We start from the raw sequence: 16,244 nt of genomic DNA, 5'->3' as shown, positions 1-16,244 counted from the left end.
AACAGACTAGCTTAAGCAAGTGCTCACAACCTTGCCGTGCGGTTTCTGGAAGCAGGCTTGTGTAGCACAATCTTTTACTAACCGCTGTGAAAGTCGGGGAGGCTAGGTTTAGTGGGCGAAGCAAGTAGCCCATAAAACTGATTCATTGCCTTATTTATGACATGTTTATGGGATTGCGCGGTGTGCTGAGTGTGCTCAACTTTGTAATTTGCTTAAGCAGTGGCGCTTGCTAACTTAGCTAACCCCACAGCTTAGTGTAGTATGTTATTAAGTATTGCTGCGTATGGAGCCATTTTACCAAGTTCTTACTGCCGAGTTTACTGACAATTGCCACACGAATCTGCACCAGCAGACAGGCTTACTGCAGGCTACTACTACTTGGCAAAGCGGAGGCAACGAAGCGATTTTTTCAGATTACTTCTTAGAGGGATTTCAGATCACGACGCTGACTGGGCATTTAGATCGGCCACTACAGCTTGAGCTAGCCGTCGAAAAGCCGTGGCTAGCTATGCTCTACCAACTAGACGGCCAGATCGATTCAAAGGCTTGCGCTCTACGTCCATTGCGCTTCGGGCAAGGACAGCACAACATGATGGCGGATGAGGCACCTGCCAACTTCTATACCTTTCAGGGGCAGCAGCATACGAGCTTTTCCATCCATCTCACGCGGGAGCTTTTCGGGCAACTAGTGACCAGCAACGAAGAGTGGCTCGGTATACACGGGCGGCAGCTCGACCAGCCCAAACCGTTTGTGATGCTGCCGGAAGGGGTGGCCATTTCGCCCCAGCAGCGCACGCTCATTCAGCAGATTATCAACTGCCCGTACAGCGGTTCGCTGAAGAAAATGTTTCTGGAAGCGCGCTTTCTGGACCTATTTATTGAGCAGCAAACCCAACTCAGGCAGATGCGGGCGCGTGGTACCTCCCGCGACCGGGAAATTCTGCACGCCATTCGCGACTTTCTGGATACGAACTACGCCGCCCCACCGAGCCTATTAGCCCTAGCCCGTCAGTTCGGCACCAACGACTTCAAACTCAAGAAGGGTTTCCGCGAGCTGTTTGGCACCACTGTGTTCGGGTATATCGCCGAGCGCCGCCTAACGGTAGCGCACCAACTGCTGACCCTCACCGATCAGCCCGTGCAGGAGGTAGCCGAAGTAGTCGGGTTCACCAATCCGGCCCACTTTGCTACGGCCTTCCGGCGCAAGTTTGGCCTACGACCTTCACAGGTACGCCGCGCTCCACAACGTTTTCAGACCGATACATTGCTCTCGTCAATAGCTGCCTGATTAGCAGTTGCTCGCAACGATATCAGAGAGTAGAAGCAAGCTCAGTGGCTACCAAGTCGCTGAGCTTTCCTGTTTGTAGCAGTTGGCGTCGACCTGCATGATTACCCATGACTTACGTGGCGCCTAGGTCGCACAAGAGCCGCTATACAAATCCGGATTAGGCAAGTAGAAATCCGTTTCGCAAAAGTGCTCGGCGAAAGCACCCGCTAGTTTTGCAAAACACATCACCTAGCTAAGGTAACAGCTTAGCCAGCAGGGATGTATCCAAGCGGATTATCTACTTTCTACCAACATGTTTTATTCGATCATCAAGAGGACACTGTGCACAAGTAGCGTTGCTCTCCTTGTGCACGCTTCCGCTGCCGGCCAAACTGTGCCGACTGCCGCAGCAGACAGTTCTTCTCACGTTCTGTTCAAAGGCAGCACGGGGCTCACGCGTGGTTTTGCTGTGGGAGAGCCCACGGGGTTGACTCTTCCACTTGTCGTTGGAGTAGAATGTCAGGTGGCACCTCACTGGACCGTTTATGCGAACGGGTTCAGTGGCGTGCGTCTGAAAGTCAACCTTCAAAACCAAGGCTCTATCACGAAGTACATGAACTTGTACAACGCCGGGGCTGACTTTGGTGTCCGACGTTACTATAACCAAACCAAGCGACGGCAACGCGGTCTGGCTACTGGCGCTTTTGTTGGCAATTACCTGGCGCTACAGTCGACGAGCAGCTGGTGGAATCCACGGACCATTGGCCGGCGTCTGCGCTACGATTTTACTGCCGTGGCTGTGCTTTGGGGGCTTCAGCGCCGTTTCGGTAACCACGGTTTGGTAGAGGCATACGCCGGCCTAGGTTTATCCAATGATATTCAAGCACACTATACCGATACAGGGTACGAGCTCCAACGCCGCCTCACCAGGGTAAAGCCGGAAGCTGGTATCAAGCTAGGCTTCGTGTTATAAACTACTGCTCAAAGTGGCACTAGATGCAGGCTTTTCAGATAAGCTGCTTTCTATGAAGCTGATGAATAAATGAATATATCACCATAGATCATGTGTCTGTTGACGACTTAATACTGATTTATATGATCGATAAACTAGCTTGGATACGCATCGAAAACGGAGCTATCCTGACGGCTCGCAGCCACAACCGCGACACTTATTACATTCCGGGTGGGAAGAGAGAACCCGGCGAATCAGATCACGAAGCTTTGCTACGAGAAATCAAGGAAGAGCTAAGCGTTGATCTAATCCTAGAAACGGTGCATTTGGTGGGGCAGTTTGAAGCCCAAGCGCACGGAAAGCCCGCTGGTACGCTGGTTCGCATGCGCTGCTATGCGGCCGATTACCATGGTCAGCTTGCGCCCGCTGCCGAAATCGAAGAGATGGTGTGGCTTACCTACGCTGACCGCGCTAAAGTGTCAGCAGTCGCTCAACTTATTTTCGATTCTATACACCAAGCTGGCTTGTTGAAATAAGCTGATTGGGTGGAGCTATTGACAATGGCTCAGCGCACCGTCAGCATGATTTCCTTCTTTACTTTTTGTGATGAAATTTCGACACCTCCTAGTGGCAAGCGGGATCTTGCTCGCAGGCCACGTCTTTGCTCAAGCGCCCACCAAACAGTGGGATCGTACCCTAGGGGGCAGCGATGAGGAACGCCTCGCTGGCATACAAACCACCCGCGATGGTGGCAGCATTCTGGTCGGCGCCTCTGCCTCGCCGCGTTCGGGTGATAAGACGCAGGACGGCCAAGGAACAGACGATGCGTGGGTGGTGAAGATAGATGCGCAAGGACGGAAGCAGTGGGACCGCACGCTCGGCGGGAGCGACTACGATGGCGCTATCAGCGTGCAGCAAACTGCCGACGGCGGCTACCTTGTGGGCGCTCAATCCACTTCACCTAACTCGGGTGATAAGACGCAAGCCAGCCAAGGCAATGTAGATTACTGGGTTATCAAGCTGGACGCGCAAGGCCACACGCAGTGGGACCGTACCCTAGGAGGCAGCGGCAGCGATGCGCTCGTTAGCGTGCTCACAACCGCCGATGGCGGTTACTTGCTTGGTGGCACTTCCAGCTCCGCCGCATCCGGTGACAAGACGGAAGCTAGCTGGGGTAGATCGGATTATTGGGTTGTGAAACTCGATAGCCAAGGCGCCAAGCAATGGGACCGTACCCTAGGCGGTACTGGTCAGGAGGTCTTCAGCAGCATGCAGCAAACGGTTGATGGCGGGTACTTGCTTGGCGGCTATTCTGCTTCCAATATCTCCGGTGATAAAACGCAAGCTAGCCAGGGTGGCATCGACTATTGGCTAGTTAAGCTGAATGGACAAGGTGCCACGCAGTGGGACCGCACACTTGGGGGCGACTCCAACGACTACTTACGTGAGCTACAACTCACGGCCGATGGGGGCGCGTTGCTGGCTGGTTCTTCCCTCTCAGGTGCTAGCGGTGATAAGAGCCAACCGAACCTAGGTCTGCGCGACTACTGGCTCGTGCAAGTAGATGCGCAGGGTAATAAGCAGTGGGACCGATCGTACGGCACGGACAAGGAAGATTATCTAGCGGGCGTCACGCTTACACAGGATGGTGGCTGTCTGCTAGGTGGTAATGACTTTAGTACATATAGTGTCCTGAAGCTTGATGCGCACGGCAGCAAGCAATGGGAACAGACGCTCCGTGCGGGGGACAGTTACACGCAACTCGTGCAGGTGCGCACCGCAGCGGATGGTGGATACTTGCTGGCTGGCATGTCCACGGGTGATGCTGTTGGCAATAAGAGCGAACCGAGCCGAGGCGGCGAATTTTATGGGGATTATTGGCTGGTGAAGCTTTCGTCTACGGTCCTAACCAATCAGTCCGCTCCTGCCCGCGATGCTTGGCGGGTGTATCCGAATCCTGCTCAAGGTTCTTTCACAGTACAGTTGCCCGCCGATGCGCCGTCAGTTGGTTTGCAGCTACAGCTTGTAGATGCACTCGGCCGCTCCGTCTTACGGCAACAACTACCTGCCGCCACAGTGGTCAACGTTTCGGTAGGGGCTGTGCCAGCGGGGCTATATTGGCTGCGCTTAAGTGGGCCGCCGAGCTACCAAGCTACCCAGCGGATCGTGCTGGAATAAGCCGAGAACTTGGCTTTGTGCGAGCTTCTGTGCGGTAGCATTTGTATAAAGGTGACGAACCTAGCTTTCCACGTGGACGCCCGCTAGCGGCTAGTGTTACGGCGTAGCGTTTTGAATTTTGAATACGTACGCGAGCGGGGAGGGAATCTGGGCTGGGGTCAGGGGAGGCGGCTGAAGGATGAGCTGGCCTTTGTGGCGGCGGTACTTGACCGGCACTTGGCTCCCTAGCAGCGTTACGCGCAGGTTGCTTGTGGCAGGCAGGCCAGTTACCACGAAGGGTGCCGTGGGCCAGCTCGTTGCTAGCACGTACAGGTCGCGGCCTTTAGTGGTGTAGTAGAGTGTCTTCGTCTGCTGGCTAGGTTCGGCGTTTGCCCTCCAGACCTTCGTGCCATAAATAGCTTCTCCGTTAATGGCCAGCCACTTGCCGATATCCACGAGTCGTTCTTGCATGAGCACCGGGATGGTGCCATCAGCAGCCGGGCCGATGTTAAGCAGCAGGTTGCCGCCCCGGCTAACGATGTCGATGAGCTGGTGTACGAGCTGAGCGGAAGAGCTATAGTCTTCCAGGTTCTCGGCTCGATTGAAGCCGTAGGATTGCCCCATGCCGCGGCTTTCTTCCCACGGATGATGCGCGCCTACTTTGTCGTTGTCGCTGGCGTACTCGCTGGTGTAGTAGCCGCCGTGTTGGCCTCGGGTTCCTTGGCCCCAACGGTCATTCACCACGACTTCCTCCCGATTAGGCGCATGGTTATAGAGCCAGGCCAGAAACTCGGTGCTTTTCCAGTAGGTAGCCGGCCGGTCCCACTCACCATCGGCGAAGAGCAAAGCCGGTTGATAACGAGTAACAAGTTCTTTCAGCTGCCACAGCGAATTCTGCTCTACGTACACTGCGTCGGGGATACGGTACTGGTTGATGTTAGCTGGGGGTAGGTAATAGCCGCTAGGCCGGCTTTGGGTCGGCGTGCTTTCCCACTCGAGTAGCGAGTAGTAGAGCCCCATCTTCAGCCCGCGGGCGCGCACAGCCTGGGCTAGGTCGCCGACCAAATCGCGTTTGGGACCGACGGCGCCACTATTCCATTGCTGCTTGTAGGGCGCCGTAGTAGGCCAAAGGCTGTAGCCATCGTGGTGCTTGGCCGTGAGCACCACATAGCGGGCACCGGCGCGGGCAAACAGATCAGCCCAGCGCACCGGGTCGAACAGCTCGGCCCGAAACAGCGGCCCAAAGTCGCGGTAGGTAAAGGTAGGCCCGTAGTTCTTGTTGTGGAAGCTTTGGCGCAGAGTAGGGTTACCGTACACATCGGCTCCGTACCACTCAGCATAAGTCTCGTACATCTTGGGACTAACAGGTCGGTAGGCCGGCACCGAATACACGCCCCAGTGAATAAAGATGCCAAACTTGGCGTCGGTAAACCACTGGGGAATGGGGCGCTGATCGAGCGAAGACCAAGTGGGCTCGTAAGAAGGCTGGGCCTGTGCTCGCAGCCCAACGACCAAACCAGCCAGCAGCAAGAGCCGGCTCCTATAGCGTGCAAATACCATGTGCTACCAGCTTACGTGACTTGACAAAGCTACACTTCTCACACGCAGTAAGTAGGGCGCTATTCTCCTCTTTCGAGCTAAGAACCGTGCAGCAGGAAGCTGCCATAGTGTAGCCCCTGCAGCAAGCCGCATCAACTGAGCGCAACCTAGAAACCTAGACCAATACGGAAGCCAGAATCCAGCTTACGACCCGATTGTAGCGCCGTGAAAAAGTCGACGCGCAGCAGCGTGAAAATGTGCTCAATACCAACACCTAGCTCCACATAATGGCCGGCTTGCGGCGTGTGCAGGTAGTTGAACGACGCAACTTCTTGCCACTTCAGGCGCCGTAGCAGCGGGATATTATTTAGGAAGAAGCCGTTGAAATGCTGATTATAGTGCGCTTCTATATACCGCTGCCGCGTACTGAAGCGGTAGTAGTCAAGAAGTTGAAACTGCCCAAAGTTGCTAGCAAATAACGTCTGGTTGCCGGAGAAGTGGCGGTAATCCATGAATGAAAGACGCGGTTGACCCAAGAAGCCACCAACCGCCACATTATAGCTACCATTACCGAGCAGGCCCATACTGATGTTCTGGTTCAGACCAGCAGCAAGCAACGTGTATCGCACGTCGGAGCCTAGCACATCGGGTATGCCTTGGCGGTACGTGAAGCGGAGCGTCGGATACTTAGAGCGGAAATTATATTTGCCAGTAGGGCGCGTTATGTAGCGCTGGCCCGGAGTGAATGAGCCCGTTAGCTCAAACGTGAGGGCTTGATTACGCCCAAAGCTGGTACTAGGCAGTTCCTCGTTGTAGGGCTGATTGGGCGTAAATGCCCGCCCAGATACGTCGCGCAGCAAGTCGATGGTGGCGTTCTGCAACTCACGTCGGTCATAGTAGCTGAGCAGGCCTTGCAAGGTCAGCCCATTGACCACTTCGCGATTGTAGCTGACCGTAGCCCCATCGCGGCGGTAGTATTTGGCGTAGTTGCGGTTATCCAGCAGCGTATACACCGTGTTGATGAACGGGGTAAGCTGGCTGGCGCGGTCAAAGTTTTCGATGGTACGACCGGCACTAAGTGTCACCCGAGCTATCTTCACCGGATCGTGCTGCCAGGTAGCTACCAAGCTAGGGCTGAGCAGCTTGTTGGCGAAGCCATAGCGCACAGTAGGTGTAATGGAGAACGTACGGCGGTCGTCAGTATCCTGCGTATAAGTCGCGTGCGGATTGGCAACGACCCCTTCTACCGTATTGTATTGCAGGATGTTAAAGATGGGAGCTACGTACCATTGCTGCTTGCGAAAGGTATTGGAATACGTGTAGCCGCCCATCAGCAGCTTCTGCGGCTCAAACTCATTGCGCTTACGGTCCAGAGAGTCTTGGTAAGCGCGCGAGTTGCGGATAGTTTCGGTGCTGTCTTTTACGTGGTAATCAACTTTCTCCTCATCTGTGAGTGGGATGGGGCGCACTTCCGTCCAGTAGCTAGAGTCCCGCTCATTCACGCCTTTATCCACGCGCATTACCTCGCCTCGCCGCAAGCCGATAGAGTTGCTGCTTAGGCTATCTTGCTCGGCGCGCCGGATTCCTTTGCGTACTTGTTTGCCTAGGCCGCGCAAGCTGGGTTTGGGCTTCTTTGCATCTGCCACAGGCTCGGGCATGGCAATGGGGGCAGTGGGCTGCGTGGTAGGCGTAGTCGGTTGGGCAGCAGGGGCGGGACGGTTAAGAAAAGTGGGCGTCACTTGATAGTTCGAGAGCACCGCCGTGATGTAGCCGTTGCCTTTGAACCCTAGGCCCGAAAGCGCCAAGGTTGCTTTCTGCGACTGCATGACCCACACGTCGGAAGGCCCTGGAGCAGGCGCGAAAATTTGCTCTAGGTGGAAACTGTCGAGGTAATCGAGCTGGGCGTCTTTGGTGAGGTCCAGCGCCAACGAATGCAGCCGCCAGGTGCCATCCACAATGTAGATATAGCCCGAGAACACCGGATCATTGCGCCGCTTCGGAATCACGCGAATTTTGTGCACTAGCACGCCGCCCTGTTGGCTACTGCCCGTTAATTCGTATTTGTAGTAAAACAGCGCATTGGCCGCAATCGGCGACACGAAGCGCCGTTCGGAGAAGCCACTGTTCACCACGTTATTATAGAAGTTCAAGTCGCGCCCGGAGCCAGCCCGATTGAAGCTGATGCCCTTGGAGTCGCCGCTCACGCGGGAGGAAATCATCCGTTCGCGCACGACGTTGGGCTGCTGAAACGTCATTTCCGACACCGATTCCGACAGGTAGAAAATGCCAGGTTTCAGATCAGGGCCTACTTTCACCAACCCCAGGATTTTGCCAGGAACGTCGGTGAGACGACCTAGGGCTTTGATGTACACGCGCGCTTTAAAAGCTGCTACCTCGCGCTGATGGTAGCGCCGCCACTGGATAGCCTGCTGCACGATGGCATACGCCGGGTCGCGGTCGGTGGCACGCACCACTACTTCGTTGAGCTGGTAGCTTTCAGACTTTAGAATCACGTTGAGCACCGTTGCTGTGTCACCACCTGCCACTTGCACTGTTTCCGTGTGCGGCCGATAGCCGACGTATTGAAAGACTAACTCGTACCGGCCTGGATTAAGCCGGAGCTGGTAGTTGCCTTGCTCGTTGGTGGCCGTGCTAGACGAGGTAGCGCGCACAGCTACGTTTGCGAAAGCTAGTCCTTCGCCATTAGGATTGGTAATGCGTCCCCGCACGATACCAGCCTGTACGGTCGAAGCGGCTAGCAAGAAGAGGAAATATAGTAAGTAGATACGCGGCATAAGTGATGCTAAGATAAACGAGCTCAAGCTTCGTGAAGGTAAAGAGAAACAGCACGCTAATGCTTGTTTACCTAGGTGCTTTCTTGCGGATAAGGCCGCTTTTTGACAAGGCTACAGTAGCATGGTAGCTCGATATAAACACAACGTCATAAACTATGCTTTGCGTCTTCTGCATCATTCAAGTAGATATGCGTTGTACGTGTTTTTAAATGAAATTCCTCTCAGGAGTTCTGGACGACCAATGACTTGAAGACTATTGGCTGCTCACTTACGTATAGATGCATCACAAACAAAAAAAGGCAGCCCAGCGGCTGCCTTTTTTTGCAAGATTAATGTGGTGGTTAGGTGAACAGCGTAGAGCTAGCCGCCACAAAGTTGCGTGCAATGCTTTTAACCGTTGCGGGGTCAAGCGGCTCGTCGAAGGCCTCGGAGGCTGCGGCAGCGCTAATGCCACTGTCGGTGGTGATGGTGCGACCAGCTTGTACCACGTTAGTCTCGGCAGGGTAGTCGGTGGCCGATGAGCCCGCGCCATAGATAGGAGTAGTGGAAACCGAAGTAGTAGGGGAAGCTCCACCATTGTCGTTACCCGAAATCCAACTCTTCGGAGCTGTGTTGAGCGAGCCTGGAACAGCTTGGGCCGAAGGAGCCCCGTCAACGCGTGCCGCCTTGCCCCGCCGTAGCGTGCGTAGGTGCGAGGAGTGCCGCGCCTCTACGGAGTGAATGTTGAGGGCCGCTTCCAGCAGGTCTTTGTTGTTGAACAGCGTAGGCGCACCACCTTTGTAAGCGCGCACCCCCGTATCGACAAACGACTGCGCGACGGCGTAGAAAGTAGCTGAATTGGTAAATACGTCTTTGAAAGGACCATTAAAGGTGCCTTTACCACCGCTATAGTCGAATACTGTGCGTGCAGGCTCCGCAATAGCCGCCGGACCTAGGGCGGCGCGGAGTGTTTTGATATGACCTTCTTCGTCGTTGCGGATGAGCGTAATGCCCTGCTGTTCGCCAGTAGCAGTAGTGCCTCCCGTTAGGAGCGTAGCGCTGGTAGGCAAGCCGTAGGTAGGCCGCCGCAGAGCCGTATCGTAGAAGTAGTACTCTAGATATTCTAGGCTCAATGCTAGGTTCAGCACATTGACTACATCGGGGGGCAAGGTGGATGTTTGGCCGTATGCCTTACTAAATAAGCCGCTTACCATACCGGGTAATGCCGCTGCGGAAAGCGCCTTGCCCATTTTATTGAAGTGCTTGAATATGCGCCGCCGAGAGTCGAAACGCTCGTAGACTTCGGGGTCTACCTTTTCAATATCTGAAAGGAGTTGAAATAAATCCATGGGGAATGACGAACTGAGGTGGGAGTGGCTAGCTACTAAACGAACTTGCTAACATTGAGCTTTGAGCCAACTTTAAGGTATTGATTAACAGAGTTCACGATCAAGGCGGGACGCATGGAGCGCTCTAGCCCAGATCCCGATGCTCCGCTGCCAATAGCACCGCTGGTAGGGGGCACGTATAAGTCGACCACATCCGTAGCAACAAAAGAGTTGAAGGTGATGATGTCACGGATAAGCGCCGCGTGCCGCGCTTCAACCGACACGATTTTGCCCGCTAACGGTAAGTAAGTAGGTGTTTCGAAGTAACGCGCCGCCCCGTTGTAAGCCGCTACGCCTGTATCTTCGAACGTTTTGGCCGTGCCGAGCACAATGGCCCGATCATCAAAGTTGATCGTGGAAAAGTCTGGCTCTAGGTCTTTAATAGCATTAGAACCTAGCGCATTGCGAAACAAATCAACGTGAGCTTTCTCGTGCAGCAGCAAGTCGTCTAGGATTTGCTTTTCGGCGGTGGTTGCAGCTAGGCCTTTGTAGTAAGCACCGCCCTGCACTTGCGTGTAAAAAGCATATTCTAGCTGCTCCAGCGCATAAGCGTAGTTCAGCACCCCTAGGTCGCCGCTGCCTACATCTACGAAAGCACCGCTGTTGTTGCTAGTGTCATCATCGTCGTCGCAGCCTGTCAACAGCAGCCCGGTTAAAGCTAGGCCAGCACCAGAGTAGCGCAAGAAGTTTCGGCGCTGGATCGAATGGGTAAGTAAATGGGTAGTCGTATGGGTGGAGTTCAACTCCGAAGGAGGTTGTTGGCTCATTGCTAGCTAGGTGTAAATTGAGTGGGACAGCAGAATGCCTAGTGTGGTACAATGTAGCCGAGTGTTTTAGAAACAAACACCTGTACTCACCTGCTTATTTCACCCAAATACGCAGGGCTAGGCCAGCGAGAGTAGCAACTCGGTCATAACGCCAGAGTGCCATTTCTAGACTTGAGGAAGCTGATCGATAGATGCCGATAGTTTAGCAGGTAGAACAGATAGCGAAGTAGCGCGTAGCTTGCGTAAAAGTGAACGAAACAGCCACCAGCAACGTCAGTTTACCACCTACCCAAACCCCTAGGACGCTAGTTGCGGACGATGAATCAACCCCAAAAGAAATTCTACACTCCTCCCGAGGCTCTACAGAAAATAGCGTCGTTTTGTGCCTACCAAGACCGTACGCAGAAAGAAGTGGAAGAGAAACTACGCAGCTATGGCCTTGATGAGGACGAGGCCGGCGAAATCATCATTCGGCTGAGCCGCGAGAAGCTGCTCGATGAGGAGCGCTACGCGAAAAGCTTTGTGCGGGGCAAATACCGGCTCAAGAAGTGGGGCCGCCGTCGCATCGTGCAAGACCTCAAGTTTAAGGGCATCTCGGAGTACTGCATTAAGCAAGGCTTGAAGGAGATTGATGGCGACGAGTACTATCAAAATCTGCTAGACGTGCTGGAAAAGAAGGATCGGCAGGAAAAAGAGAAAAATCCGCGTGCCCGCCGTCAGAAGCTCCAACTGTTTCTTACTGCCAAAGGCTACGAAGCAGATCTGATCAAAATAGCGCTGGATGACCTAGGTAAGCCGCCGGAAGAAGACGAATAGCTTCAGCGCTTAGCCGGCAACTGTGGCGGGGCCATCTGCCGCGTGAGGATTACGCGCCGCCCTGTCATAGTTTCGAGCATAGGGCGTAGAATCTGTTGGGCATTTCGCTCCGTTTGGGTTAAAATGCCTGATTGTAGAGCTGCCCGGCGCACGTTTTTCTCGGCGTACTTGTAGCTTTCGTCAACTAAGGCCGCATCCTGGAAAAAGCCGTTTTCCACGCTGTACACGCGGCTCTGGCTGTGGTCGACCTGCCAGGTGCAGAGTTCAGCGGCCGGCAACGCGATACGCACGATAGAGTCACCCTCAAAAACCACGTCTTGCTCCCGAACCTTGCGCAAATCGAGGCAGCCGATGGCGTCGCCTGCTACGATGAGCGCTACTTTCGAGTCGGGCAAAAAGCGGTACGTGTTTTTCTTATACTCCACGATATCCTTGAAGTGATAGCGCACCAGCTCCAGCCGACCTAGCCCTTCTATTTTGGTCAGCACCGTGTTGTGGCTTACCGTGATGCGCGGTTCGGTCCGTAACGGGTTCTCCAGATCCGACAAGGTGGGTTGTATTTTTTTCCAGAGAAACCAGCCTAAGCCAACAAGAAAAAGCAACGGCAACAGACGCCGTAGGAAGCGAGCAAGGGGCATACAACAAAGAGGAAAAAGGCCTGTGATGAGCAAGTACGGGACAGGACAAAGTTTGGCTAAACTCATCCTTACGGCTGTGCCGCGCAAGGGGCAGACGAAAACAGGTTAGGTGCAGGGCGCTGCCCGGTCCTGGCTACGTAAGCACTGGCCACCAGGAGCTACGGGTTTCGTAGCGCTGCCGGAACCCCCGCCAGCCCTGCAAGCCACCCGTGTGCACGGCTACTACGGTGCTACCAGTAGCAAAGTAGCCTTGGTCAATCAACTGCAACACGCCAAACAGCAGCTTGCCCGTGTACAACGGGTCGAGCAACACGCCATGGCTAGCTTGAAACCGACGGATGAACAGCATTAGCTCGGGTGAGAAGCTAGCATAGCCACCAAAGTGATAATCCGTTTGCAACGACCAGTTCGTGTAGCTGGTACCCGTAGCCATCTGGGTCAAGGTATCAATATCCGTTTGCAGGAAGCTACCGCCCTTCAGTGCAGCGACGCCCACGGCGTGCCGGGTGCCGGCTAGGCCAGTGAGCAGGCCGGCCAACGTGCCGCCAGTACCGCAAGCCACACAAAGCGCATCAAAGTCAGTTTGGGCAGCTAGCTCGGTTACTAGCTCTGCGCATCCAGGCAGGGCCAAAACGTTGGAGCCTCCTTCTGGCACCATATACGCTGATCCAATTTCACGCTGCAAAGTCGCTAAGAACGCAGGCTCCTGCTTGTGGCGGTAAGTGGCACGATCGAGGTAGTGCAACGCCATGCCGTCGGCGGCCGCTTGGGCTAGGGTGGGGTTGAGCGGCAAGTGCTCTTCTCCACGAACTAGCCCAACTGTGTGAAAGCCGTAGAGTCGGCCTGCCGCCGCCACTGCCGCCAAGTGATTGGAGTAAGCGCCCCCAAATGTGAGCAGCGTCGTATGGCCTTGTTCGCGGGCCGCTAACAAGTTGTATTTGAGCTTGCGCCACTTGTTGCCGGGCAGATCCGGATGAGCTAGGTCGTCGCGCAAGAGCAATAGGCGAACACCACGTTGCTGGGCAACTGGTTCAACGAGTTCTTGCAGAAGGAGAGGAGCCGTCATAAAAGAAGCTGCCTGCTAGCCTGCGCAAAGCACAGAGTAGCAGGCAGGCCGAAGCTAGGTTTTAGGTTGAGCTATGCCGCAAGCCTTATTTCTTCTGCTTGCACCGGCGCAGGTTTGCGCTTAACGGCGTAGTAGAGCGCCGCCAGCAGCGCCAGCACTAGCGCGATAGAAGAAACCAGCGACACGGTATTACCGACAGCGTATTCCTTCGGCTCAAACTTGAAGTCAATCGTGTGTTGGCCAGCGGGCACGGACAATGCGCGAAGCACATAATCGGCCCGCAAATGCGGCGTCAGCTTACCATCGATGTAAGCATTCCAGCCATCCTGGTAGAAGATTTCGGAGAACACCACGAAGCCGTCCTGGGCTGCATTTACTTGGTATTTCAGTTCATCCGGGGCGTAGTTGCTCAGCCGGATGGTAGAGCCGGCTACGTTGTAGGTGGTCTTAGTCACTGGAAATTTCGACACGTCTATCACGGCGGTCGTGGCAGGGTTCAACTTACTCAGCGCTGCCATCTCCTGATCCGGGTTTTGTGCCTTCTCAATCTCGCTCACAAACCAAGCGTTGCCGAGGGCGCCAGGGTTGCGCTGCACCGGTTGCTTGGGGTCGCCGGTGATGATATAGCGCGTGTTGAGCATGTTCAATACCTGCGTATTGTTATTAGCAATCTGCCGGTCGATCAGGTCTTGGTAGCGCCGCAGCTTCGCGCCGTGGTAACCCCCAATGCTCTTGTGGAAGTATGAAGTATTGGCTTCGTTGAACGGATTCTGGATGTTCAGCACCCGGTAGCTCAGATCTTTATCTTGTAAGATCTGCTCGTCGGCGGGCGTTGGTATAAATTGCTGGGCTACCGTTTCCCGTTGGAAGTTGGCTTCGTTGAGGTAGCGTTTGTCCACGCCCCACAAGTCTACCAAAGTCAGCACGCCAACAATCAGCGTTGTAGTAGTAGCCGTTACCTTGCGCAGCAAAAAGGCGTAAAGCACGCCTCCTGTCAGCAGGATAAATATCAAAGAGCGGAATACATCAGTGTGCATGAGGCTAGCTCGGTCTTGCCGCAGCGCATCCAGCGGGAAACCTTGCTGCTGCATTTGAGCATCAACTGGCCCCGCAAAATCAGCACCTAGGCCGGCCAAGAATGCCAGCACGCAAATACCCGCCACGATGCCTACCGCATAGAGCAGTTTGCGCTTGAGGTCCGCCATTTCGGGTGAATCGGCGGGCTTAGCCGTTAAAGCTGGGTGACCAGCAGCAGTGGCAACGAGCGGCTGAGCACGGAGCACACGCGCTAATGCTAGCACGGCCAGCAGCGGCATGGCAAGCTGCGCAATAACCAGCGCCATTGATACGGAGCGAAACTTATTATAGCCCGGGAAATAATCGAACATCAAGTAGTTGAACGTCTCGAAGTTCTTTCCCCAAGCCAATACAATCGATAAAATAGTCCCGATCAGCAACCAAGTGCGCGTACGACGGTCGGCTACAAATAAGCCGAGCACAAATAGCAGGCACACCACGGCGCCCATGTAAACGGGTCCGCTAGTTGAGGGCTGGGCACCCCAATACAATGGCAACTGTGCAAGAAAGTCGCGCAGCTGCACGGGTGGTACCCCCAGCGCCGCTAGTGCCTTCGCCGTCTCCGACGTCTCGCTCAATTTACCCTGCGATGCACCGCCGTAATAATTCGGAATGAGCAGAGTGATGGATTCGCCCACGCCGTAGCTCCAGCCGAAAGCGTAATCCCGGTCGAGGCCCGAGCCACTACCGGCATCATCGCCGGCTGGTTGGAGCGTAGCGCCGGGTGCAGCGGGCGGCGGCGTCTTCAGCTCCGAGCGGCCGCGAATCGAGTATTTACCATATTCCAGTGTGGTATAAAGACGGCCGAAGCTCACGCCCACGGCCAGCAGCGCAGCTATCGCTAACAAGGCTGTGCGCCCGAGGAAGTCAGGCAAGCGCTTGGCCCGTACGGCTGCTACTAGCTCAACGATACCAAAAAGGACGACCAGTAACAGCAAATAATAGGTTATCTGCAAGTGGTTGGAGCGCACGTTCATGGTCAGTCCTAGGGCAAACAGCGCTGCACCTAGCCACCGATTTCGCCGGAAGGTGACCAGTAGCCCCCCGAGCACCAGCGGTGCGTAGGCTAGGGCCAACGACTTCGTGTTGTGGCCGGCCGCTAGGATAATCACATTGTAGCTCGTAAAACCCAGCGCTACAGCTCCCACTGCAGCTACCAACGGCCGCACACCAAGCGCTACAAATAAGATGTAGCCGCAAAGCAACGCCAGGAACAGATTGGCTACCACGGCGGGCAACCCTAGGGTAAACGCCTTATGCAAGTACCCCGACAAGTCGCCTGGAAAGCGCGTGCTGATAAGGTATGTGGGCATGCCCGAGAACATCGAGTTAGTCCACAAAGCCTCTTTGCCAGTGGCATCACGGTATTGCGCCGCTTCGTGCGCTCCGCCGTTGAACTGCACAATGTCGTGCTGTGCGAGTGTCTTGCCCTCAAATAGAATTGGCGAAAAGTACATGGCAGCTAGCACCAGAAAGAACACCACCGCTAGCAGGTGGGGCAATGCTCGTCGCCATAAGGGCGCAGGAGCGGAAGAAACAGTAGTCATTGAGCGCAATGAGGTTCAGAAAGCAGGCCGAAGATAGTAGAATGGGCGGGAGTGCGGGTAAGAAGACGCTGTATATGTGCGTAGGCCACAAGGTTAACACCATAACCCAAACGCCCATTCGCATAGAGCGAAAGCGCCTCTTTCGCATATCGCTTAAAAGTAAAGCGTTGAAAAGATGGCACTTATTAGCAAGAGTTCTTTGAGTATGCTTTTGTACTGTGCAAGCGGCAATGTTTTTGTATAAATATTAACCTAT

At 54.8% G+C, this 16,244-nt stretch carries 12 protein-coding genes; 5 read left to right on the top strand and 7 right to left on the bottom strand.

The features are described from left to right. Nucleotides 1-283 precede the first annotated feature (283 nt). From SD425_RS22680 to SD425_RS22665, 4 genes are all read left to right on the top strand, one after another. Nucleotides 284-1,288: an AraC family transcriptional regulator gene (locus SD425_RS22680; RefSeq protein WP_324672564.1), complete on the top strand. Its 1,005-nt coding sequence runs from the start codon at nt 284-286 to the stop codon at nt 1,286-1,288. A gap of 346 nt (nt 1,289-1,634) precedes the next feature. After that, complete coding sequence (locus SD425_RS22675) at nt 1,635-2,240, top strand: hypothetical protein (protein ID WP_324672562.1); 606 nt, start codon at nt 1,635-1,637, stop codon at nt 2,238-2,240. Between the two features lie 122 nt (nt 2,241-2,362). After that, nucleotides 2,363-2,755 (top strand): NUDIX domain-containing protein, encoded by a 393-nt coding sequence (locus SD425_RS22670; protein ID WP_324672559.1) that lies wholly within the window; start codon nt 2,363-2,365, stop codon nt 2,753-2,755. 70 nt (nt 2,756-2,825) lie between these two features. Then, nucleotides 2,826-4,397, top strand: a complete 1,572-nt coding sequence (locus tag SD425_RS22665; protein WP_324672557.1) for a T9SS type A sorting domain-containing protein — start codon at nt 2,826-2,828, stop codon at nt 4,395-4,397. Nucleotides 4,398-4,493: 96 nt separating this feature from the next. Here SD425_RS22665 and SD425_RS22660 read toward each other — a convergent pair whose 3' ends face one another. From SD425_RS22660 to SD425_RS22645, 4 genes are all read right to left on the bottom strand, one after another. Further along, nucleotides 4,494-5,936 carry an alpha-L-fucosidase gene (locus tag SD425_RS22660; protein ID WP_324672555.1) on the bottom strand — a complete coding sequence of 481 codons (1,443 nt, stop codon included), beginning with the start codon at nt 5,934-5,936 and terminating at the stop codon, nt 4,494-4,496. Nucleotides 5,937-6,082: 146 nt separating this feature from the next. After that, entirely contained in the window at nt 6,083-8,710 is a 2,628-nt protein-coding gene (locus SD425_RS22655) for a DUF5686 and carboxypeptidase regulatory-like domain-containing protein (protein WP_324672553.1), read from the bottom strand. Between the two features lie 341 nt (nt 8,711-9,051). Continuing rightward, nucleotides 9,052-10,038 carry a ferritin-like domain-containing protein gene (locus SD425_RS22650; protein ID WP_324672551.1) on the bottom strand — a complete coding sequence of 329 codons (987 nt, stop codon included), beginning with the start codon at nt 10,036-10,038 and terminating at the stop codon, nt 9,052-9,054. Between the two features lie 35 nt (nt 10,039-10,073). After that, nucleotides 10,074-10,844, bottom strand: coding sequence for a ferritin-like domain-containing protein (locus SD425_RS22645; RefSeq protein ID WP_324672549.1), 771 nt, complete (start codon nt 10,842-10,844; stop codon nt 10,074-10,076). Between the two features lie 318 nt (nt 10,845-11,162). Between SD425_RS22645 and SD425_RS22640 the strand changes: the two genes are divergently transcribed. After that, nucleotides 11,163-11,660, top strand: coding sequence for a regulatory protein RecX (locus tag SD425_RS22640; protein WP_324672547.1), 498 nt, complete (start codon nt 11,163-11,165; stop codon nt 11,658-11,660). Between the two features lie 2 nt (nt 11,661-11,662). On the opposite strand, the gene SD425_RS22635 is transcribed toward SD425_RS22640, so the two are convergent. The 3 genes from SD425_RS22635 to SD425_RS22625 all read right to left on the bottom strand — a co-directional run bounded on the left by SD425_RS22635 (nt 11,663) and on the right by SD425_RS22625 (nt 15,988). Then, complete coding sequence (locus SD425_RS22635; protein ID WP_324672545.1) at nt 11,663-12,298, bottom strand: DUF4230 domain-containing protein; 636 nt, start codon at nt 12,296-12,298, stop codon at nt 11,663-11,665. 133 nt (nt 12,299-12,431) lie between these two features. Next, nucleotides 12,432-13,364, bottom strand: coding sequence for a 1-aminocyclopropane-1-carboxylate deaminase/D-cysteine desulfhydrase (locus SD425_RS22630; RefSeq protein WP_324672543.1), 933 nt, complete (start codon nt 13,362-13,364; stop codon nt 12,432-12,434). Between the two features lie 71 nt (nt 13,365-13,435). Continuing rightward, on the bottom strand, nt 13,436-15,988 hold the full coding sequence (locus tag SD425_RS22625; protein WP_324672540.1) for a YfhO family protein: 2,553 nt from the start codon (nt 15,986-15,988) through the stop codon (nt 13,436-13,438). Between the last annotated feature and the right edge of the window lie 256 nt (nt 15,989-16,244).

The sequence above is a fragment of the Hymenobacter sp. GOD-10R genome (assembly GCF_035609205.1).
Classification (GTDB): domain Bacteria; phylum Bacteroidota; class Bacteroidia; order Cytophagales; family Hymenobacteraceae; genus Hymenobacter.
This window is presented reverse-complemented; position numbering and strand designations above follow the sequence as displayed.